This is a genomic window from Phyllobacterium zundukense, assembly GCF_002764115.1.
Taxonomy (GTDB): Bacteria; Pseudomonadota; Alphaproteobacteria; order Rhizobiales; family Rhizobiaceae; genus Phyllobacterium; species Phyllobacterium zundukense.
On sequence record NZ_CP017942.1, the window covers coordinates 105,527 to 125,461 of the forward strand.

Sequence of the window (19,935 nt, forward strand, 5' to 3'; positions counted from 1 at the left end):
AGGCAGGCGCGAAGCCCACAGAAAACAAGATTGGACAATAAAAAAACCCGGCCGGGTCATGGTCGACCGGGCCGGGTTGATGGGAACGCTTCGAAATTTCTTAGTTTAGGCCGAGCTTTCCACGCAGTGTCGAAAGGTCCTCGGCAAGCGTATTGACGGCCGCGGCGAGCACTGCCCGGTCAGCTTCGGTGAGCTTGTCATAAAGCTGGTAACCGTCAGCGGTCTTGTACTTGCCCAAAGTAGCATCGACCGCGTCGAAATTGCCTGCCACCTTGGTTACGAATGCGCTGTCATCCTTTTCGATCAGGGGACGCACAAGGTCGAAAATCTTGCGCGAACCATCGAAGTTGGCCTTGAAATCCCACAAGTCGGTGTGGCTGCAGCGATCTTCTTCACCGGAGATCTTTGTTGCGGCAACCTCTTCCATGAGCACTGCAGCCCCACCAACCACTTTTTCCGGCGGCAAGGTAAGATCGGTGATGCGCTTGTTGAGTTCGGTCACATCGGCCAGCAGCTTGTCAGCAAACGGTGCCAGATCCTTGGTGCTGTTTTCGGCGAAAAGACCGTATTCAATCCGGTGGAACCCGGTGAACTCGGGATCTTTCTCAGCCTGTTCATGATCATCGGCGCGGGAGTCGATCGAGCCATCCAGGTCGCTGAACAGTTCGGCAATCGGTTCGATTGCTTCATAACTCATGCGCGTAGAACCAAAAAGGGCCTTCGCCTTGTCAATGTCGCCGGCCTTGACCGCATCCGTGAACGCCTTTGTGTCCGCGACAAGCTTCACGGCATTCTCGGAAACATAAATCTTGTAGTCCGCGATCGGACCGACGAGATCGAGCGGAGAAACTTCGGCCGAAGCAGCGCCAGGCATGATCGCTGCAGTGAGGGCAAGTAGGCTTGCAGAGAGTGTAACTTTCAGCTTCATGGTTGGTCCCCTTCAGGATTTGATGCGGGTCACGACGTGACCGGTTGCTTCCAAGAGTGTCCGGCCCACAAAATCAGTTTCGTCCAATGGGCCGGGTGGTGTGAAGAAAAAGCCGCCGCCAATCGGCTTGATGTACTCCTCGAGTGGCTCGCCATCGAGCTGATGCTGGACCGTGATGAAGCCCTTCTCCAGATCAGCTTGATAGCAGATGAACAGCAGGCCCTGTTCAAGCTGGCCCGATTTGCTGACCCCGTTCGAATAGTTGAACGGGCGGCGCAGGATCAGGTTGGCGTCAGAGACCGATGTACGCGTGTTGGCCATACGGATGTGAGCATCGAGCGGGGTCATAGTGCCTTCGGGATCCTTGGCGTAGTCCGGCACATCATGTTCAGTATTTCCCCCGAACGGCGCACCGGTCGCCTTTTTCCGTCCGATAATGCGTTCCTGCTCGCCAAGCGGCGTACGATCCCAGCGTTCGACGAAATTGCGGATGATGCGCACTGCTTGGTAAGTTCCTCCATGTGTCCAGGCCGGCTCGTCGCCGCCTTCCCGAACCCAGACGATCTTGTCCATCAGCGCAATATTGTTGGCATCGGGATTTGCCGAACCATCGCGGAAGCCGAGGAAATTGCGCGCGCTTTCATGACTGCCGTCAGGTTTCGGCGGCAGGACCGGAACCGATCCTTCCTGCTTCCAGCGCAGAACCACCAAATCCGGCAGGTTTTTCAGAATATCGCGCAGCGCGTGTATATTGGTGTCCGGCGTATTTGAAGAGATTTGCAACGCCAGGTCGCCATGGCATAAATCCGCGTCAAGCGCGTCATTGCGAAAGGCTTTCATGCGCGAAAGCCTTGCCGGCTTATGTGGCAGCAGCCAGTCGCGCTGGTCGAAGAAGGAAGCCCCGAGTGACACAGTCATCGTCAGGTTGTCCGGCGGGACCACCGGCCCGAGGAGACCAGAATCCGAAGGCGGCAGCTTGTCATCAAGTGCTGGCGGCGTTCCACCTGCCATAAGAAACGCGATACGAGCCGACAATGTCCTGAACAGCCGCTCCACTTCGTCCGGCGACTTTGCCAGAACATGAAACGAAGCGATCATGCCGGCCGCCGGACGCGGTGTGACGATACCTGCCTGATGTGGGCCGTAAAATGACTGGCGTTCCTGCGTCTTGTCGCTCACAGGTGCATCGGTTACTTGCTCGCCCTGCTTCTCCGCTGCCAATGCGGTGCCAAGTCCTGCAGCGAATGCGCTACCCGCCGCGCCCACACCAAGGAGGACGTTGCGGCGATTTGTGATCAATCCCTTGTCGTTTGTTGCCATCGCCTGCTACTCCAATCCCACAGCCGCATTGAGTTTGTATATCGCCTCGGCCAATGCCTGCATTTTCTGCGAAAGAACCTTGCGGTCGTCTGCATTCACCCTGTCATAGGGTGGATAGCCATCCGGCCCGCGCAGCGCCTTCAATGCGCCATCCGCATCTGCAATCCCGCCGTCGATATCGGCAACGACCGCTGGAGCGGCTTGCACGGCGACCGGCTTCAGCAGCGCCATCATGCGCGAGATGCCGGCGATATTGGCTTCGAAATCTGCAAGATCGGTCTGTGCGTAGTGATCTTCCCCCGACGCAATCTTCGTCTCGGCAATCTGCCCCACAAGCCGCCCCGCACCCTTTGCGATCTGTTCGGGAGAAATGCGCAAGCCTCTAACCCGGTCTTTCAGCGCAGTCACATCTGCAAGCAGTTTCGCCGAGACCGGGGCCAGTCCATCCGTGCTCTTCTTGGCGTAGAGCCCGTATTCGATACGGTGGAAGCCTGTGAAACCCGGGTCCTCCTCACGTTTCTCAAGATAATCTGCTATGGGATCGATGGCGTTGTGGAGATCAGCGAAGCGATCGGCCATCGGCTCGATCTGCTTATAGGGAGCGCGCGCCTTCTGGTAGGACTCGCCTGCCTTCTCCAGATCGCCCGCCTTGATGGCATCGTCCAGCGCCTGCGTGGCCTTCACCAACGCGTTAGTCTGCGTCACCAGAAACACCTGAAACTCAGCCAGGGGACCGAGGTAGGAAACGAGCGCTGGCCGCGCTGCCTCCGCATCGGACTCGGCTGATGGAGTGACATGCAATGTCCCGCGTGGACTATTCAGAAGACCACACGTGATCTCGTAATCGCCTGCTTTGAGTTTTGCCTGGAGCGTCTGGCTGAATCCCGGAATGATGTTCTCCCGTTCTTCTAGCACCATGACACCGTCGAGAATTTCCCATTCAAGCGCCCGGTCCGAATTGTTGACGATCGTGAACGTCGAGCGCCCAGCGGGAACGGTAATTGTGTTCGGATCGCAGGTGCCATCCTTGATAGTAACGACGATGGCACCGCCGGCGCTGCCCTGCTTCATGCCCTTCGACGCATAGTAGAAGGCCGCTCCACCAGCAACCACCAGAAGGGCGGCCCCGACGACGGCGAACTTCATCAGTCTTTGCGATGAAGGGCGGGGCGAAGTGGAGCCGGCAGATTGCGACATGAAGGTCTTTTCCGATCAATTGGAGGGTCGCGGCGCTTGCGCAGTAGCCGCCCGCGGGGCAGCCGGGCGCAGGAACATGAATATGCTGATGGCGAGGAAGGCGACATAAGCGATCACTTCGCCAAGCGTCGGCATATCCTGATAGCCGAACATGCCGGACAACAGTGTACCTAACGGGCTGCCAACGGGGAGCACATTGCTCAGGTCGAACACAACGGTTTGAAGGCTGTTCCAGACACCCGCCTCATGGAAATGACGCAGCGTGCTCGCCAATATGCCCGCCGCGACGACCAGAATGAAAAGGCCCGTCCAGAAAAAGAACCGGCGAAGGTTCATGCGCACGCCGCCGGCATATATGCCGTAGCCAAGCACGATCGAAACCAGAATTCCGAGCACCGCGCCGATCGGAGCGTCGCTGTTGGTACTCTGCTGAAAAATCGCCAGAAGAAAGAACACTGATTCCAGACCTTCGCGAGCAACGGCAAAGAACACCATGCCAATCAGGGCCGGGGCTTGGCCGGTCGAATGCGCAAGAGCCGAGTCAATCGACGTATGCAGTTCGGATTTGATTGACCGTGCGGCTTTGCGCATCCAGAACACCATGGAGGACAGCACAACAACTGCGATCAAGCCGACAATCGCTTCGAAAAACTCCTGTGCCTTTTGCGGGAATTGTGCACTGGCCAGTTGCAGAGCGGCTCCTACGAAAAGCGAGAGCGCAACAGCCAGTAGGATTCCGACCCAGACCGCCGGCATCCATGCATCCCTTCCGGTTTGCTTGAGATAACTCGCGATAATGCCAACGATCAGAGCCGCCTCGATGCCCTCTCGCAGCATTATCAGGAATGGAACCAGCATCTAATCAATTCCCCAACGCGGTTGCTGCCACTCCGATGGGACGGTGTACAACGCCGCGCGACTCATAAACCGTCGCGAAAAACGAAGCAATAACAATATATTAGAAGAATTCTAAGATATAAGAGGAGAAAATTAGTCAATTATTTCCAGATGTTGAGTGTTTTCATCCACTAATCCACACGAGCGCGACGATGCATTTCGCCACATTGTAGCCTTATTTCGACTAGCCCTTCGCAAAGAATAGTTGACTCGCTCCACAAGAATGCCCGAAGAACAGTGTTCCTAGTGCGCCAGGCTGGAAACGCCAAGGAGCTGATCAACCGTATCCCGGTCCGCCGCCAATTGCTCCGATGAGCCGTCCCACACGACACGCCCCCGTTCAAGAATGATCACCCGTTCAGCAAAGTCGAGTGCGCTCTGGATGCGCTGCTCAACGAGAAGGATGGTCATCTCGCCGCTGGATGCAAGGCGGGTGAACGCCGCCATCAGTTCCTCGCAAATAACCGGCGCCAGCCCCTCCAGCGGTTCGTCCAATAATAACACCCTTGGCTTGCCAAGAATGGTGCGGGCCGTGGACAGCATCTGCTGCTCGCCGCCCGAGAGTTTGGCTCCGGAATTCGCTCGTCGCTCATAAAGTCGAGGGAACATCTCATAGGCTTCCGCGAGCGCGCTGTGCGGCCTACCCTTGAGCCCGACGAAAAGATTTTCCTCAACGGTGAGCGAAGGGAAGATGCTGCGGGATTGCGGCACGAAGCCAAGGCCATTCCACGCGCGTTGGGCACTCTCCATGCCGGTCAAATCAGCATCATCGAGCCTGATCGTGCCTTCATAGCGCCGCGTCTGACCTGCGAGGGTTGCAAAAAGCGTTGTCTTGCCGACGCCATTGCGGCCAAGAACGGCAATGCGCGAACCTGCCTCAGCGGTAAAGGAGACATTTTCGAGAACGCGCGTCGGTCCGTAACCAGCGCTCAAGCCTTTGATCTCAAGCCGCGCTGCTGGCATGTGCATAGCTCCCTAGATAGGCTTCGCGCACGCGCGCATCTTCCGTCACGTCGCGGGGCAACCCGTCAAATATGATCTCCCCCGCAGCCAGCACAATCACCCGCTTGGCAAAGCGGAAGACAAGATCCATGTCGTGCTCGATCATCAAAACGGCCAGATCATCAGGCAGCTGCGCCAGGGCGTTCTCAATAAGGAAGGTGTCGCTGTGCGGCACGCCGGCAGCCGGCTCATCAAGGAGAAGCACCTTGGGTCGCAGGGCCATGGCCAGGGCGATTTCAAGCAGCCGCTGCTGGCCATAGGCAATCTCACTGACTGGCATTCTTGCCAAGGCGCTAAGATTGAGCGTCTCAAGGATCGCCTGTGTCTCGCGCATTACCTCCGGCATGGTTCGATAGGAGCCAACCATCCTGCCGGATTTTCCGTCGCGTTGCAGAATGGCGAGAGCCACATGTTCCTCCGGAGTCATCTCCGCAAAGAGACGCGTCACCTGGAACGAGCGCACAAGCCCGGCCCGCACTCGTTTCATCGGATTGAATTTGGAAATGTCCTCGTCCCCCATCAGTACCCGGCCAGAATTCGGGTGCAGATGCCCGGTCACCAGATTGACGAACGTTGTCTTGCCAGCGCCATTTGGACCGATCAGCGCAATCCGGTCGCCCTTCGCCATAGAGAGCGATACATCGCGTGTGACGTCGAGCCCGCCGAAGGACTTCTTCAGCCGCTCGACTTGGAAGATCGCGCTCATTTGCTGCTCCTCCCATAGCGTTCAACGAGTGTAACGGCGGTGCCGTAGAGACCTTTAGGGGCAAACAGCACCACAGCAATCAGCAATGAGCCGACAATAGTCAGCCAGTGGAAGGGATTTGCAGCAGACACAACATCTTCGAACCACACGAAAACGATCGTGCCCACAAATGCTCCATAAAGCGAACCCGTGCCGCCAAGCACCAGCATGACCAGCGCTTCGGCAGAATTGGTGAAGCTCAAACTGTCGAGACCGACGACCTGCGTCGAGACAGCATTGAATGCTCCGCCGACTCCGGCCACAACACCGGAAATCACATACATCTTGATCAGGCTCGCCTTGACGGATGCACCCATGGCGCTGACACGGATAGGGTCTTGCCGTATGCCCCGACAGAGCATGCCAAAGGGCGAGCGTACAAGGATACGCAACAAAATAAAGATGATCACCAGCAGGAGGATGCCAAATACATAAGCCGTTCGCCCCCAGAGATCGAAGGCAAAGAGCCCGAGGATCGGGTCTGGAGCAATGCCGGAAAGGCCATCGCTGCCCCCCGTATAAGCTGAGGCCTTGTTGGCGGCTTCATGGAAAAGATGGATGACCGCGATCGACAGCACGAGTTGGGCAAGGCCATGGCCACGCAGGATGACGACGCCCGAGACAAGACCGGCGGTGGCTCCGGCGAACGCGCCAATGGCAACCATAGTGAGCGGTTCGGTGATACCGAAGGTCACTGCGGCAATCCCGGCAGCGTAAGCGCCCGTACCGAAGAGGGCGGCATGACCGAGCGTCGCGACCCCGCAATAGCCTGTAACCAGATCAAGCGACAAAACGAGAAACAGGATCGCGATGATCCGCGTCAACAGCGCCAGATTGTTGGGAAAAAGAAGATATCCCAAAATGGCAGCGGCGATGATAATCGCAACTCCTATCAAATCGCGTTGCCATAGCGGGCGAACCGGCGATGTTTTTGCGATGCGAGGTGAGACTTCGGTGGCGCTCATATCATTTCGCCCTTCCGAGCAGTCCGCGCGGGAAGACCCAGACAATGGCAATTACCGCAAGATAGAAAAAGAACTCACCGTACTCAGGCACGAGATAGCGGCCAGTCGTGTCGATTGCACCCAGCAGCAGACAGGCAATCAGGGCACCGGGAATGGAGCCAGCACCACCAACGGAAACAACGACCAGAAACGTCACCATATAGCGAAGGGCATAGTAAGGCTCGACTGGTAGCAGCTCAGCACCGATCACCCCGCCAAAAGCCGCAAGGCCAACAGCCAGCGCGAAGCTTGCGGCATATACGATCTTGGTTCTCACACCCAGCGCCGCCGCCATGGCGGTATTATCAACGGAAGCACGCAGTTTGACGCCGAAGGAGGTGCGCTCGATCAAGTACCAGAGACCAAGTGCCACGGCGATACCGCAACCGACGGCAAAGATCTTGTGCGCGGCGATGGACCGGAACCCGAGATTGACGGGACCTTGCAGTTCAGCGGGGAGGGGGATCGTCTTGAGAGTCGGCCCAAAGACATAATTGGCAATTCCGATGACACAGAAGGTGATGCCGATCGTCATGAGCACTTGTGTGAGTTCGGGTGCGCCATAAATGCGCCGGTAGAGAAACCGTTCCAGCGGAATGGCGATGATAATCGTTCCGACGATGGCGAGGATCACCGCGAAACCATAGGCAAGACCGAGATCGCGCGCTGCGTAAGAGGCTATATAACCACCGATCATGGCAAAGGCGCCGTGGGCAAGATTGACGACCCGCATCAGGCCCATGGTGACGGAAAGGCCAATGGAAATAACAAACAAGACCATCCCATAGGCGAGCGCGTCGACCGCTATGCTGAAGAAAACCTGCATCAAATCATCCCGGTTGGTGCTCCGGAACGACAATGCGCTCCAGAGCAACTTTTCGCAGCAGACCTTGGCTTATTTCGCCGCGGCCAGACCCGGATCCGGCTGCTTTTCGAAGGTCTTGATTTCCTTGTTGTAGTAAGTGCCGTCGTCACGCTTGGCGACCTCGCGCAGATAGATATTCTGCGTGATATGGCGTGTTTCAGGGTCGATCGACACGGGGCCGCGCGGGCTTTCCCAGGAAAGCCCCTTCACGGCGTCGACGGCCTTCTGCGCGTCTTGTTTACCGCCAGTCGCCTCAATCATCTTGTAGATGACATGCATGCCATCATAGGCGCCAACCGACGGAAAGGAGAGTTCGGCAGGGTTACCTATTGCCTTTTCGGCGGCAGCGACGAAGGCTTTGTTCTCGGGCGAGTCGTGCGCGATGGAATAATGGAACGTGGTCAGAATTCCGATCGCCGAATCGCCTATCGCCGGCAGGTCGGATTCCTGCGTCAGATCGCCGGGTGCCAGAAACTGTATCCCCGCATCCTTCAGGCCATTCTCGTTGTAGGCCTTGACGAATCCCAGGGTCGTCGGACCCGATGGCAGGAAGGCAAACACCGCCTGCGCGCCAGAGTTGCGCACGCGCTGCATGACCGGGCTGAAATCATTGGTTGAAAGTGGCATGCGGATGGATTCGACGACCGCACCGCCCTCTTTCTCGAAAGTGGATTTGAAAGCGTTTTCCGCATCGACGCCCGGACCATAGTCGCTGACAACGGTAATCGCCTTCTCGACACCGCGTTCACGGGCGATTTTCGCCATGGGCGCCGAAGTCTGCCAGGTGGTGAAGGACGTGCGCGCGACGTAAGGGCTCTTGGTGACGATCGCCGAGGTTGCGGCATTCATCACGACCAGCGGCACATTGGCCTGCTGCAGCAATGGTGTGACTGCCATGGCATCGGGCGTGAAATAGAAGCCTGCCAGATATTGCACGCCTTCCTTGACCACCAACTCCTGCGCCAACGCTTTTGACTGGGCCGGATCCGCCTGTGGTACGTCACGGTAGAGTATTTCGATCGTGTCTTCGCCGATCTTGTCTCCATGGGTGGCAATATAGGCGTCAATCCCAGCTTTGAAGTTCTTGCCTTGAATCGCAAACGGGCCAGAAAAGGGACCTACCACACCAATCTTGATCACTTCCGCATAAGCGGCACCGCTCATCAGAACGGCTGCGGCTGCAGCCAGAATAAGCTTTTTCATCGTTCCTCCCTTGATCCCTTCAGGCTTGGCCAGATCGTCTCCTCATCGGACCAGAATGGGTATTATGCTTAGTTTCTCATACCGGTTGGTAATGTAAAATGAAAATCATGCGTCATTGCATAATCCACAAGTTATGTTTTCGTCGTGACACCAAGACCAAATTCCTTGATGGAATCGAGCAGCTTCAAAGCCGTGCGCACCGCGGTTACTGTTGCGGTCACCATGCTCGGCAATATCATCCATTCCAATGTCCAGGCCGCACCTGAGCGTTCCTGCTCATGAATCAAGGCATGGTGCATGCCCGAAATCTGTGTGGCGTTGAAACGGGCAAGCGAGACGAGAAGCTCCGCGAGTACCGGGTTCTGCTTGTGCGGCATCGCCGATGATTGTCCACCGCCACTGAGCGAAATCTCGTCGGCACCTTGTGCAAGTATTGCGATATCTTGACCAATCTTGCCCAAGGAACCCGATATTTGGGACAAAAAACCTGCAAACTCAATCATGATATCGCGTTGATTTTGCCATTGCGGCACGTCTTGGAGGCCCAGAAGCGCGGCTAGTCTCTTACGGACGGCCGGTCCCTTATCCCCAAGCTTATCCAACGTTCCTGCCGCCCCACCAAATTGCATGACCGGGAAGTTATGTTTGAGCGCATTGAGGCCTTGATGATGCCGAAACAGTGGTCCGCGCCAAGCTTCGATGCGGTCGTGCACGGTAATCATAATCGCTGCCTGCATGCGGGTGTGGCCCATCAAACCATTCTTCCCGAATGCCTTATCCAGATGGTCGAGCTTGCCCAAGATATCCGACAATCCCGTATCGAGGCGCCGGAGAACTGGCTTGAGGCGTATCATCAGGCTTGTGTCGATGACGTCCTGGCTAGTTGCACCGACGTGCAGCGACGCGCGATGGCCCGGTGGAATAGTCTCACGCAATTGGCGGATAAGTTCCGGAACCACCACACCATCCTGCGCGACCGCCACCTTCAACGCTGCGATATCAGGCGAAAATGTTCCACATGCCATTTTTATGGTATCAGCAGCCGCTTTTTCTATAATGTTTTCAGCAGCTTCTGCCTCCGCCAAGGCGGACTCGAACGACAACATCGCGGCGATATCGTTCTCAACCGAGAACCATTGCGTGACCTCTTCATCCCCAATCAGGCCAGACAAAAACGGATGATCAAACGGAGAAACGCTCATCGTTCACACATCGAAGAAGATGGTTTCCTTGTCGCCCTGCAAATGAATATCAAAGAGATAGGTCGATCCTTCACGCGTCGCGATGAGCGTCGGAACACGGCTCTTGTGCTCGATGCGCATCAGTATCGGATCCTTATCATTGGCTGCTTTCTCATCATCGAAGTAAATCCGCGTCTGCAGTCCGATATTGATGCCGCGAGCCACAATCCAGACTGTGATGTGCGGCGCCATCAGGCGACCATCCTTGAATGGAACCTGGCCCGGCTTGATTGTTTCAAAGACAAACTCACCGGTTTCCATATCTGTCGGGCAGCGTCCCCACCCGGTAAAATTCGGATCCACCATGCCGCGCAGCTCCGATGGGCTATTATAAAACCCGTTGCTGTCGGCCTGCCATATTTCGAGCAACGCATCGCGTAAGGGTGTTCCGGTTCCGTCAAAGACACGCCCGCGAATGGTAATCCGTTCACCCAGCGTCTTGTCGTTGGTCATGGCAACGCCAAGATCGGCCTTGTAAACCCCGGTAATACCACAGAAATTCGGCGTGCAACCGATATGAACGTAAGGGCCCGCTGTCTGTGATGGCGTCTCTTTCAGGAATTCCAACTTCTGGACCATCAGTTGCCCTCCATGCGGTTCTCGAACATGGTCGAGCGGCGACCACGCAAGACGATATCGAACTTATAGGCGCGGGCATCCATGGGGATCGTGTTGTTCATATCCAGCACGGCGACGAGTTGCTCGATGGCAACCTTGTCCGGAATCGATCTGACAATAGGGCAATTCCAGATCATCGGATCGCCCTCGAAATACATCTGGGTGATCAGGCGCTGCGCGAAACCATGCCCAAAGACCGAAAAATGAATATGGGCCGGACGCCAGTCATTCACGCCGTTCGGCCAGGGATAAGCGCCCGGCTTGATGGTGCGAAAGCGGTAATAACCGTCCTCGTCGGTGATCGTACGCCCGCATCCTCCGAAATTCGGATCAAGAGCCGCGATGTATCCCTCCCGCTTGTGGCGATAGCGCCCGCCTGCATTGGCCTGCCAGAACTCGAGCAACGCGCCGGCGACCCCTTTGCCGCGCTCGTCGATCACGCGCCCATGCACGATGATCCTCTGACCGATGGCGCTTTCGCCGGACTTGGCGAAATTGTGGATGAGATCGTTGTCGAGCTCTCCAAGCACGGCGTGCCCGAACACCGGACCGCTGATCTCCGACAACGTATTGTCAAATGACAATAAGGCTCGCCGTGGCGATCGCACGACACTTGTCTTGTAATCCGGCGTGTAGGCCGGTGGATGCCACTGCCTGTCGCGTTGAAAGAATGCACCGGTTTCCGGTTTCTTGTTAGACATCACCGCCTCCCGTCACGCTGCCTGTCCGGCTTCCAGTTCCTTATAAACCTGCTTGGCCAGCTTGATCGCGTGATTTGCCGCCGGAACGCCTGCATAAATGGCAACGTGCAGCAGCGCTTCGCAAATGTCGTCCTTCGTTGCACCGGTGTTGGCTGTAGCACGGATATGCATGATCAACTCTTCATCCTGTCCCAACGCTGCCAGCAAGGCGATTGTCACGATCGATCGCTCCCGCTTGGTCCAGCCTGGTCGCGACCACACATGGCCCCAAGCGGCTTCTGTAATGAGTTCTTGAAATGGCCTGTCGAAATCTGTCTTGTTGGATTCTGCATTATCGACATGCGTATCGCCCAATACGATCCTGCGCGTTTCCATACCTTGTGCATAGCGGCGAGAGGGAACAGCCGCACCCGTCATAATTTTCCTCCAAGCTCGAATTCATCGATGAAAGCCCGCATCACGGCGGTAAGCGCTTCTGGTTGTTCGACACATGGAATATGCGCCGCATCCTTGATCACCTCGTAGCGCGAACGAGGAATGAGCTTGGCGAGTTCTAGTACAAGACCCGGTGACGTCGAACCATCCTGGTCGCCAACAATGCAGATCGTCGGAGCTGCGATACGTCGGGCAGCCTCTGTAAAATCGGCATCGCGCAGCGCCGCACAGGTGCCAGTGTACCCATCGACCGGCTGGCGAACGAGCATATTGCGGTAACCGGCGAGTTCCTCGCGGCGTTGCGCATGGAAGGCGGGTGTGAACCAGACGTTGAAAATGCCCTCGGCAATGGATTGGATTCCGTCTTTGTTGACGGCCGCGATGCGCGCGTTCCATGAATCGGGCGTACCGATCTTGTGCGCCGTATCGCAAAGGATGAGCGCACGCACTAGATCCGGACGCGTTGCGTAGAGACCCTGAGCTACCATGCCGCCGACGGACAGGCCGCAAATGATGGCGTTCTTGACCTCAAGATAGTCGAGAAGTCCGGCAAGGTCGCCTACGTGATGGTTCATGGAATAGGGCGGAGTTCCAATATCTGAAAGACCATGCCCGCGCATATCATAGGTAACTATGGCGAAATCGCCAATGAGACGAAGGATAACATCGCGCCAGATGCGAAAATCGGTGCCAAGCGAGTTGGCAAAGACCAGGACGGGTTTGCCTTCGGGCGCACCGATCAACTGATAGTGCAGCGTAACGCCATTGATAGAAGCGAATTGCACAGAAATCCTCCCAATCTGCTTATGGTCACAATGGATTATGCATTTGGTTCAGTAAAATGATATTCTATCATATTCCCTTAACCCATGGGTTATGAAAAGCGATGATCGACAGCCGTATCAAATTCCGCCACCTTCAAACCTTCCTGGAAGTCGCCCGTCAGAAAAGCGTGATGAAGGCCGCTTCCATCCTTCATATCAGCCAACCAGCGGTGACGAAAACCATTCGTGAAATGGAAGAGGCGCTTGGTGTCGCCGTGTTCGAAAGGGACGGGCGTGGCATAAGGATCACGCGCTATGGCGAAGTGTTTTTGCGCTATGCCGGCGCGGCCATTACGGCATTGCGTCAAGGTATCGATTCCGTCACCAACGAGCAGTCGGGGGAGGGCATACCGATCCGTATCGGTGCCCTGCCCACGGTTTCGACCCGCATCATGCCGCAGGCAATCAGCCTGTTTCTTCAGGAAAAGACACAGTGCCGGCTGAAAATTGTGACGGGTGAGAATGCCGTCCTTCTCGAACAGCTGCGCCTCGGCGATCTCGATCTGGTGGTCGGGCGCCTTGCCGCACCCGAGAAAATGACCGGATTTTCCTTCGAGCACCTCTATTCCGAACAGGTGGTTTTTGCCGTCAACGCCCGCCATCCTCTCCTGCAAGCCAACGGTGATATTTTTGCACGTCTTGCAGAATTCCCCGTATTGATGCCAACGCGTGCATCGATCATCCGCCCCTTCGTCGACCGGTTTCTGATTACTAATGGTGTCGCCAAGTTGCCCCAGCAGATTGAAACTGTCTCTGACGCCTTTGGCCGCGCCTTCGTGCGTTTGAAAAACGCCGTTTGGATCATTTCCGCTGGCGTCGTTGCGAATGATATCGAGGACGGCACGCTCACACTGCTTCCAATCGATACGACGGAAACCAAAGGGCCGGTCGGCCTGACAATGCGTGCCGATGTGACACCGTCATTGCCACTGATGATCCTGATGCAGACGATCCGGGAGACAGCGAACACGGTCCGCGCGAGTTGAGCTCCAATTCAGAATGGTAGTCCAACGTAGTTTTCAGCGAGTGCTGTCGAGGCGGCGCGGGAATGGACAAGGTAATCCAGCTCTGCCTCCTGTATCTTCTGTCCAAATTCGCCCGTATCGGGAAAGCGGTGCATCATCATTGTCATCGACCAGGAGAACCGTACGGCCTTCCAAACGCGGAGCAGTGCGCGCTGCGAATAGGCATCAAGCCCTGCCATCGATAGATCGGCATAATAATCGCGCAAGCCTTCGAACAGATAATGCACATCGCTCGCAGCTAGATTGAGTCCTTTGGCGCCCGTTGGCGGAACGATATGGGCTGCGTCTCCCGCCAAGAACAAGCGGCCAAAGCGCATCGGTTCAGCGACAAAGGAGCGGAGTGGAGCTATCGACTTCTCGAACGAGGGTCCCGTCGTCACTGCTTCTGCATCTTCCTTCGGCAATCTGCGGCGCAATTCATCCCAGAAACGTTCGTCGGACCAGGCATCAACTTTGTCATCCAAAGAACATTGCACATAATAACGGCTCCGCGTCATTGACCGCATGGAGCAGAGCGCAAATCCGCGTGGATGATTGGCGTAAATCAGTTCATGAGATACGGGCGGCACTTCCGCCAGCACCCCCAGCCAGCCAAAGGGATATGCGCGCTCGAATGTATGGATAGCGTTCTCGGGCACCGACCGTCGGCTGACGCCATGAAATCCGTCGCATCCAGTAATAAAGTCACAGCTGATGCGGTGGGTCTTGCCACCGATTTCATAAGTCACAAACGGCTTAGCTGAATCGAAGTCGTGGATGGCAACACTATCCGCTTCATAAACCGTCTTGGCACCATCATCTTCGCGCCTTCCGATGAGATCGCGTGTGACTTCTGTCTGCCCGTAAACGGTCACCCGTTTGCCGCCGGTCAAATCAAACAGGTTGATCCGGTGATTGCGGCCATCGAAAGCCAGTGAAAAGCCGTCATGTGGCAACGCCTCCGCGTGCAATCGACCGCTCGCATTGGCCTGATCAAGCAGACGAACGGTACCCTCCTCCAAAACCCCTGCGCGTACCCGGCCAAGAATATGGCCCTTACTGGCACGGTCGAGGATGACATTGTCGATACCGGCTTTGGTCAGAAGTTGCCCCAGAAGCAGCCCAGCGGGTCCTGATCCAATAATTGCAACCTGAGTGCGCATCGTGCCTCCCATCACGGAATTTTCTCCCAAGACTATGCCGGAGCACGGCAGCTGCAATGGACTTTCCGGTCAAATAATAGGACAATTCGAACATTCGCGTCAGGAGATACACATGCGGGGCACCGCTCCAACCTACGATCTTTATGGAGAGAATCATGCGCAGCGCCCCGATTTCTGGCTTCATTGGGAGACTATCGCTTCGCGCAGCCAGCTACACAACTGGGAAATCAAAATTCATAAACACGATGCATTCTTTCAGATTCTGTACCTTCGGGGCGGGACGGGAGATGCCGTTTTCAATGGTGAAGTTCTTCCGATCCTGCCACCGGTCATGATCGCAGTACCACCCAAGTACGAGCATGGGTTCAGATTCTCAAAAGATATGGACGGGATGGTCATCACCATGGTCGCCTCGCGGTTCGGTGCGTTGGGACGCGCCTTCCTTGATGCAGAAATGGCGCAATGGTTCTCACGGCCGCGTCTGATTGCACTCGACCTAAACGACGGCGATCAAGGCTTTCTCGCTCAGACCCTTGAAAGGTTGTGTCAGGAGTTGCTGCACAGCGATGCATTTCACAGCGATCTGGTCGAAGCCTATTTGAGGACTGCGATCCTGATTGCAGCCCGCCTTACTGCACCCGATCAATCGGCGATAAATGATAGCGTGCCGGAAAATCCGCGAATGAAGGCGTTGCAAACGCTCGTGAACCGCCACTTCCGCGATCATCATCCGGCGGAATTTTACGCCAGTCACCTTGGCGTATCAACGACACATCTCAACCGGATAGTCAAAGCGACAACTGGACAGAGTACCAATGATCTGATCGCTAGTCGGCTCATTGATCAGGCCAAGCGCGACTTGGTATTCACCTCGGCCAATATCAAGCAGATCGCCTATGATCTTGGTTTCAACGATCCAGCCTATTTTTCACGCTTCTTTACAAAGGAAACAGGATCGACCCCGCGGCAATATCGTGCCGAGCAACACGAGAAACTGGCCGAGTAGTTCTAGACCAAAAGACTGGTGATCGTATCGCGTGTCGATTGCATCACTGGCAGGTAGCGTTCGATCATTTCATCAATGGAAACCCGCGCGGCCTGGGCGCCGACATTGATTGCGGCAACGGTCACGCCGCGCATGTTGCGGACGGGAACAGCAATAGAGCAGAGCCCGATTTCCAGTTCCTGGTCGATAGCTGCGTATCCCTGTTCGCGCACACGCTGCAGTTCGTGCATCAAGTCAGCGAGTGAGGTTTTCGTTCGCGGCGTATTCGCCTTCAGGTTGCTGGTTTCGAGGATGCGTCTGGCCTCGTCTTCAGCCATCGAAGCGAGCAATACCCGCCCCATGGAGGAACAATAGGTTGGAAGCCGGCTTCCCGGATTAAGGTTGATCGACATGACACGCTTGTGCGAGGCGCGGGCGATATAGACGATTTCATTGCCATCAAGCACCGAGGCCGAAGCGCTTTCGCCGGTTCTTTCGGAGAGCTGATCGAGGAAAGGCTGCATCAGGCGGGGGAGGGGCGTCGATGACAGATAGGAGTGACCAAGGCGGAGGATGCGCGGGGATAGCGTGAAGAATTTGCCATCATACTCCGCATAGCCAAGCTCGGCCAACGTCAGAAGACAGCGCCGAGCCGTTGCGCGTTCCAGGCCGGTCATTCTGGAAATATCCGTTATGGAAAGGCGTGAATTCGCAGCATCGAATGCTTCGATGACCGCCAGACCTTTGGCAAGGCTGCTGACGAAATCCGTTTCGCGCATGGGAGGCCCTTCCTGGATTTTTGCACAGTTTGTGCGATATGCGAACAAAAGTCAAATAACGCACAAAATGAATTGACGCCCGAACCGTTGCAGGACTACGCCATTTGGCAAGTAAGCATCAGGGAGACAGACGTGGCACACATTTGTACGCTTTCCGAAGCGATCGAAGAAAATGTCAGGGATGGCGATACGCTCGCTATGGAAGGGTTCACCCATCTGATCCCTTATGCAGCCAGTCACGAAATAATCAGACAGGGACGCAAAGAGCTTTTCCTCATCCGCATGACGCCGGATCTCATTTATGATCAGTTGATCGGTGTCGGCGCGGCGCGCGGCATGAAATTTTCCTGGGGCGGGAATCCGGGTGTTGGCTCGCTGCACCGGTTCCGCGATGCGGTCGAAAACCAGTGGCCCCGTCCGCTTGAAGTCGAAGAACATTCCCACGCGGCCATGGCCAACGCCTATGAAGCCGGAGCTGCAAACCTGCCTTTTGCCATGCTGCGCGGCTATATCGGCGCGGATCTTGTCAAGGTGAACCCGAACATCAAGTCCATTTCCTGCCCGTTCACCGGAGAAGTGTTGGCGGCGGTGCCATCGATCCGCCCCGATATTTCGATCATCCATGCGCAGCGAGCCGACCGGAAGGGCAATGTGCTGATCGAGGGTATCGCTGGTGTGCAAAAGGAAGCTGTACTCGCTGCGAAGCGCTCAATCATCACCGTTGAAGAAATCGTGGACAAGCTTAATCCGCCATCGCCGAACGCTGTTGTCCTGCCGACATGGGCGATTACATCAGTCGTTCATGTGCCAGGCGGCGCATTCCCGTCCTATGCCCACGGCTACTATTCCCGTTCAAATGCCTTCTACATCGCCTGGGACAAGATTGCCCGCGACCGCGATAGTTTTACTGCGTGGATCAAGGAAAACGTTCTCTCGGGCAAGCCCGAAGATTTCGCTCGGCACGTCACCCGACGTTCCGCGAACGCAGCATAGGGAGCATCGTCATGTCGATCGAATTTACACCAACAGAGATGATGACAATCGCTGCGGCACGTGCACTGACCAATGACGACGTGTGCTTCGTCGGCATCGGTGCACCTTCGGCTGCCTGCAATGTTGCGCGGCTCACTCATGCACCGGACATCACATTGATCTATGAAAGCGGGACTATCGGAACCAAGCCGGATGTCCTGCCGCTTTCGATCGGCGATGGCGAATTATGCGACACGGCTTTATGCACTGTGTCCGTGCCGGAGATGTTTCGCTATTGGCTGCAAGGCGGGCGCATCACCACCGGCTTTCTCGGAGGAGCCCAGATCGACCGCTTCGCCAATCTGAACACGACCGTCGTCGGAAATTATGACAAGCCCAAGGTTCGTCTGCCGGGCGGCGGCGGCGCTCCGGAAATTGCCAGCAATTGCGGCCAGATCTATATTACCATGGCACTCAACAAGCGCGGTTTCGTCGATCACCTGGACTTCATCACGTCGATGGGTCACGGCGAGGGAGGCGATCATCGGGCAAGACTTGGCATGAAAACTAAGGGGCCAACCCGTGTCATTACCGACATGTGCATGTTCGAACCTGACCCCGTGACGAAAGAATTGACGGTTGTCTCGATCCACAGGGGTGTGACGCGAGCGATGATCGAAGACAATTGCGGCTGGCCGGTTCGTTTTGCGACGGAGCCGGTGGAAACGCCAATCCCCACCGAAACAGAAATCTCGGTTCTGCGGGATATCAACGCCAGAACCAAAAAAGCGCATGAGGCAGCCTGATGTCTGACGTTTACATTTGCGATTATATCCGGACGCCGATCGGTCGCTTTGGCGGGGCGCTATCAACTGTACGCGCCGATGATCTCGGCGGAATTCCGCTCAAGGCGCTGATGGAGCGCAACAGGGACATGGATTGGGAAGCTGTTGACGAGGTCATTTATGGTTGTGCCAACCAGGCAGGCGAAGACAATCGCAATGTCGCTCGCATGTCGTTGTTGCTGGCGGGGCTCCCTGTCACCGTTCCCGGGACAACGATGAACCGGCTGTGCGGTTCCGGCATGGACGCCATCATAACCGCCGCGCGCGCGATCAAGACCGGGGAAATCGAACTCGCGATCGCCGGGGGCGTCGAATCCATGTCGCGCGCGCCCTTTGTCATGCCAAAGGCGGAGAGTGCATTTTCGCGTCATGCCGAGATCCATGACACGACGATCGGCTGGCGCTTCATCAATCCGCTGATGCAACAGCAATATGGTGTCGATTCGATGCCTGAGACCGGCGAGAATGTTGCAGAGGACTACAACGTATCACGCGTCGATCAGGACGCTTTTGCGGTACGTTCCCAACAAAAGGCTGGAGTTGCAATGGCAAATGGCCGTCTTGCACGCGAGATCACCCCGGTCAACATTCCGCAGCGCAAGGGCGATCCGCTCATCGTCGATCGCGACGAGCATCCGCGTCCGCAGACGACGATCGAGCAACTGGCCAAGCTGCCAACGCCTTTCCGGAAGGGAGGTTCGGTAACGGCGGGCAATGCGTCCGGCGTCAATGACGGTGCTGCAGCCCTGATCATCGCTTCCGAAGCCGCGGCACAGAGATTTGGACTGACGCCCATTGCCCGCATTCTCGGTGGAACAACGGCTGGTGTCCCGCCGCGCATCATGGGCATTGGTCCTATCGCGGCAACTGAAAAACTGTGCGCACGCCTCGGCCTCACTCCGCAGGATTTCGACATCGTCGAACTTAATGAGGCATTCGCGTCGCAAGCCCTAGCAACTCTGCGAGCGCTAGGCATTGCCGACGATGCGGAATTCGTTAACCCGAATGGCGGCGCGATCGCACTTGGCCATCCGCTCGGCATGACCGGCGCTCGCATTACTGGCACCGCCGCACTTGAACTTAATCTACGTGATGCGAAGCGGGCGCTTGCTACCATGTGCATTGGCGTGGGGCAGGGCATTGCCATTGCGCTGGAAAGGCTGTGAGGCCGTCTTGACACTGTAATCGCATTCGGCAAAAGTGAAAC

The 19,935-nt window shown here is 56.3% G+C and carries 21 protein-coding genes; 5 read left to right on the forward strand and 16 right to left on the reverse strand.

Annotated elements, in window-relative coordinates; all coding sequences use genetic code 11:
* Positions 1–100 precede the first annotated feature (100 nt).
* From efeO (BLM14_RS23570) to pcaD, 14 genes are all read right to left on the reverse strand, one after another.
* A complete protein-coding gene (efeO, locus tag BLM14_RS23570; protein WP_100002305.1) occupies positions 101–928 on the reverse strand; it encodes an iron uptake system protein EfeO in 828 nt (275 codons plus the stop codon).
* A 12-nt stretch (positions 929–940) separates the two neighbouring features.
* Complete coding sequence (efeB, locus tag BLM14_RS23575) at positions 941–2,248, reverse strand: iron uptake transporter deferrochelatase/peroxidase subunit (RefSeq protein WP_100002306.1); 1,308 nt, start codon at positions 2,246–2,248, stop codon at positions 941–943.
* Between the two features lie 6 nt (positions 2,249–2,254).
* Positions 2,255–3,445, reverse strand: a complete 1,191-nt coding sequence (gene efeO / locus BLM14_RS23580; RefSeq protein ID WP_100002307.1) for an iron uptake system protein EfeO — start codon at positions 3,443–3,445, stop codon at positions 2,255–2,257.
* 15 nt (positions 3,446–3,460) lie between these two features.
* Positions 3,461–4,303 (reverse strand): iron uptake transporter permease EfeU, encoded by an 843-nt coding sequence (gene efeU / locus BLM14_RS23585; RefSeq protein ID WP_100002308.1) that lies wholly within the window; start codon positions 4,301–4,303, stop codon positions 3,461–3,463.
* Between the two features lie 282 nt (positions 4,304–4,585).
* Positions 4,586–5,305, reverse strand: coding sequence for an ABC transporter ATP-binding protein (locus tag BLM14_RS23590; RefSeq protein ID WP_100002309.1), 720 nt, complete (start codon positions 5,303–5,305; stop codon positions 4,586–4,588).
* Positions 5,286–6,050, reverse strand: coding sequence for an ABC transporter ATP-binding protein (locus BLM14_RS23595; RefSeq protein WP_100002310.1), 765 nt, complete (start codon positions 6,048–6,050; stop codon positions 5,286–5,288). The genes BLM14_RS23590 and BLM14_RS23595 overlap by 20 nt, the downstream gene beginning before the upstream one ends.
* On the reverse strand, positions 6,047–7,054 hold the full coding sequence (locus BLM14_RS23600) for a branched-chain amino acid ABC transporter permease (protein WP_100002311.1): 1,008 nt from the start codon (positions 7,052–7,054) through the stop codon (positions 6,047–6,049). The genes BLM14_RS23595 and BLM14_RS23600 overlap by 4 nt, the downstream gene beginning before the upstream one ends.
* A 1-nt stretch (position 7,055) precedes the next feature.
* On the reverse strand, positions 7,056–7,919 hold the full coding sequence (locus BLM14_RS23605; protein WP_100002312.1) for a branched-chain amino acid ABC transporter permease: 864 nt from the start codon (positions 7,917–7,919) through the stop codon (positions 7,056–7,058).
* 69 nt (positions 7,920–7,988) lie between these two features.
* Positions 7,989–9,161 (reverse strand): ABC transporter substrate-binding protein, encoded by a 1,173-nt coding sequence (locus tag BLM14_RS23610; RefSeq protein ID WP_100002313.1) that lies wholly within the window; start codon positions 9,159–9,161, stop codon positions 7,989–7,991.
* A 131-nt stretch (positions 9,162–9,292) separates the two neighbouring features.
* Positions 9,293–10,363 (reverse strand): 3-carboxy-cis,cis-muconate cycloisomerase, encoded by a 1,071-nt coding sequence (locus tag BLM14_RS23615; protein ID WP_100002314.1) that lies wholly within the window; start codon positions 10,361–10,363, stop codon positions 9,293–9,295.
* A 3-nt stretch (positions 10,364–10,366) separates the two neighbouring features.
* The gene (gene pcaG, locus BLM14_RS23620) at positions 10,367–10,981 is read right to left on the reverse strand and encodes a protocatechuate 3,4-dioxygenase subunit alpha (protein WP_100002315.1); all 615 of its coding nucleotides are present in this window, start codon (positions 10,979–10,981) and stop codon (positions 10,367–10,369) included.
* Positions 10,981–11,721, reverse strand: a complete 741-nt coding sequence (gene pcaH / locus BLM14_RS23625; RefSeq protein ID WP_100002316.1) for a protocatechuate 3,4-dioxygenase subunit beta — start codon at positions 11,719–11,721, stop codon at positions 10,981–10,983. The genes pcaG and pcaH overlap by 1 nt, the downstream gene beginning before the upstream one ends.
* 12 nt (positions 11,722–11,733) lie before the next feature.
* Positions 11,734–12,138: a 4-carboxymuconolactone decarboxylase gene (pcaC, locus tag BLM14_RS23630; protein ID WP_100002317.1), complete on the reverse strand. Its 405-nt coding sequence runs from the start codon at positions 12,136–12,138 to the stop codon at positions 11,734–11,736.
* Positions 12,135–12,941: a 3-oxoadipate enol-lactonase gene (gene pcaD, locus BLM14_RS23635; RefSeq protein ID WP_100002318.1), complete on the reverse strand. Its 807-nt coding sequence runs from the start codon at positions 12,939–12,941 to the stop codon at positions 12,135–12,137. The genes pcaC and pcaD overlap by 4 nt, the downstream gene beginning before the upstream one ends.
* Before the next feature lie 101 nt (positions 12,942–13,042).
* Here pcaD and pcaQ point away from each other — a divergent pair, with 101 nt between their 5' ends.
* Positions 13,043–13,966 (forward strand): pca operon transcription factor PcaQ, encoded by a 924-nt coding sequence (gene pcaQ, locus BLM14_RS23640; protein ID WP_100002319.1) that lies wholly within the window; start codon positions 13,043–13,045, stop codon positions 13,964–13,966.
* Positions 13,967–13,974: 8 nt separating this feature from the next.
* Here pcaQ and pobA read toward each other — a convergent pair whose 3' ends face one another.
* The gene (gene pobA / locus BLM14_RS23645) at positions 13,975–15,147 is read right to left on the reverse strand and encodes a 4-hydroxybenzoate 3-monooxygenase (RefSeq protein WP_100002894.1); all 1,173 of its coding nucleotides are present in this window, start codon (positions 15,145–15,147) and stop codon (positions 13,975–13,977) included.
* Positions 15,148–15,259: 112 nt separating this feature from the next.
* Here pobA and BLM14_RS23650 point away from each other — a divergent pair, with 112 nt between their 5' ends.
* A complete protein-coding gene (locus BLM14_RS23650) occupies positions 15,260–16,153 on the forward strand; it encodes a helix-turn-helix domain-containing protein (protein ID WP_100002320.1) in 894 nt (297 codons plus the stop codon).
* A gap of 2 nt (positions 16,154–16,155) precedes the next feature.
* Here BLM14_RS23650 and BLM14_RS23655 read toward each other — a convergent pair whose 3' ends face one another.
* On the reverse strand, positions 16,156–16,911 hold the full coding sequence (locus tag BLM14_RS23655; RefSeq protein ID WP_100002321.1) for an IclR family transcriptional regulator: 756 nt from the start codon (positions 16,909–16,911) through the stop codon (positions 16,156–16,158).
* A 132-nt stretch (positions 16,912–17,043) separates the two neighbouring features.
* Between BLM14_RS23655 and BLM14_RS23660 the strand changes: the two genes are divergently transcribed.
* Genes BLM14_RS23660 through pcaF form a run of 3 tightly spaced genes read left to right on the forward strand, consistent with a single transcriptional unit; the run spans position 17,044 to position 19,894 of the window.
* Positions 17,044–17,904 carry a CoA transferase subunit A gene (locus BLM14_RS23660; RefSeq protein WP_100002322.1) on the forward strand — a complete coding sequence of 287 codons (861 nt, stop codon included), beginning with the start codon at positions 17,044–17,046 and terminating at the stop codon, positions 17,902–17,904.
* Positions 17,905–17,915: 11 nt separating this feature from the next.
* Complete coding sequence (locus BLM14_RS23665; protein WP_100002323.1) at positions 17,916–18,689, forward strand: CoA-transferase subunit beta; 774 nt, start codon at positions 17,916–17,918, stop codon at positions 18,687–18,689.
* A complete protein-coding gene (pcaF, locus tag BLM14_RS23670) occupies positions 18,689–19,894 on the forward strand; it encodes a 3-oxoadipyl-CoA thiolase (RefSeq protein ID WP_100002324.1) in 1,206 nt (401 codons plus the stop codon). Before BLM14_RS23665 ends, pcaF begins: the two co-directional genes overlap by 1 nt.
* The last annotated feature ends 41 nt before the right edge of the window (positions 19,895–19,935 follow it).

Excerpts from the sequence above, each read along its gene's own strand:
- BLM14_RS23650 (WP_100002320.1), top strand. The coding sequence starts at position 15,260 with ATGCGGGGCACCGCTCCAACCTACGATCTTTATGGAGAGAATCATGCG.
- pcaC (WP_100002317.1), bottom strand. The coding sequence starts at position 12,138 with ATGACGGGTGCGGCTGTTCCCTCTCGCCGCTATGCACAAGGTATGGAA.
- BLM14_RS23605 (WP_100002312.1), bottom strand. The coding sequence starts at position 7,919 with ATGCAGGTTTTCTTCAGCATAGCGGTCGACGCGCTCGCCTATGGGATG.
- BLM14_RS23655 (WP_100002321.1), bottom strand. The coding sequence starts at position 16,911 with ATGCGCGAAACGGATTTCGTCAGCAGCCTTGCCAAAGGTCTGGCGGTC.
- BLM14_RS23600 (WP_100002311.1), bottom strand. The coding sequence starts at position 7,054 with ATGAGCGCCACCGAAGTCTCACCTCGCATCGCAAAAACATCGCCGGTT.
- pcaF (WP_100002324.1), top strand. The coding sequence starts at position 18,689 with ATGTCTGACGTTTACATTTGCGATTATATCCGGACGCCGATCGGTCGC.
- pcaH (WP_100002316.1), bottom strand. The coding sequence starts at position 11,721 with ATGTCTAACAAGAAACCGGAAACCGGTGCATTCTTTCAACGCGACAGG.
- pcaG (WP_100002315.1), bottom strand. The coding sequence starts at position 10,981 with ATGGTCCAGAAGTTGGAATTCCTGAAAGAGACGCCATCACAGACAGCG.
- efeU (WP_100002308.1), bottom strand. The coding sequence starts at position 4,303 with ATGCTGGTTCCATTCCTGATAATGCTGCGAGAGGGCATCGAGGCGGCT.
- efeO (WP_100002307.1), bottom strand. The coding sequence starts at position 3,445 with ATGTCGCAATCTGCCGGCTCCACTTCGCCCCGCCCTTCATCGCAAAGA.
- pobA (WP_100002894.1), bottom strand. The coding sequence starts at position 15,147 with ATGCGCACTCAGGTTGCAATTATTGGATCAGGACCCGCTGGGCTGCTT.
- BLM14_RS23665 (WP_100002323.1), top strand. The coding sequence starts at position 17,916 with ATGTCGATCGAATTTACACCAACAGAGATGATGACAATCGCTGCGGCA.
- BLM14_RS23590 (WP_100002309.1), bottom strand. The coding sequence starts at position 5,305 with ATGCCAGCAGCGCGGCTTGAGATCAAAGGCTTGAGCGCTGGTTACGGA.
- pcaQ (WP_100002319.1), top strand. The coding sequence starts at position 13,043 with ATGATCGACAGCCGTATCAAATTCCGCCACCTTCAAACCTTCCTGGAA.
- BLM14_RS23615 (WP_100002314.1), bottom strand. The coding sequence starts at position 10,363 with ATGAGCGTTTCTCCGTTTGATCATCCGTTTTTGTCTGGCCTGATTGGG.
- efeO (WP_100002305.1), bottom strand. The coding sequence starts at position 928 with ATGAAGCTGAAAGTTACACTCTCTGCAAGCCTACTTGCCCTCACTGCA.
- BLM14_RS23595 (WP_100002310.1), bottom strand. The coding sequence starts at position 6,050 with ATGAGCGCGATCTTCCAAGTCGAGCGGCTGAAGAAGTCCTTCGGCGGG.
- BLM14_RS23610 (WP_100002313.1), bottom strand. The coding sequence starts at position 9,161 with ATGAAAAAGCTTATTCTGGCTGCAGCCGCAGCCGTTCTGATGAGCGGT.
- efeB (WP_100002306.1), bottom strand. The coding sequence starts at position 2,248 with ATGGCAACAAACGACAAGGGATTGATCACAAATCGCCGCAACGTCCTC.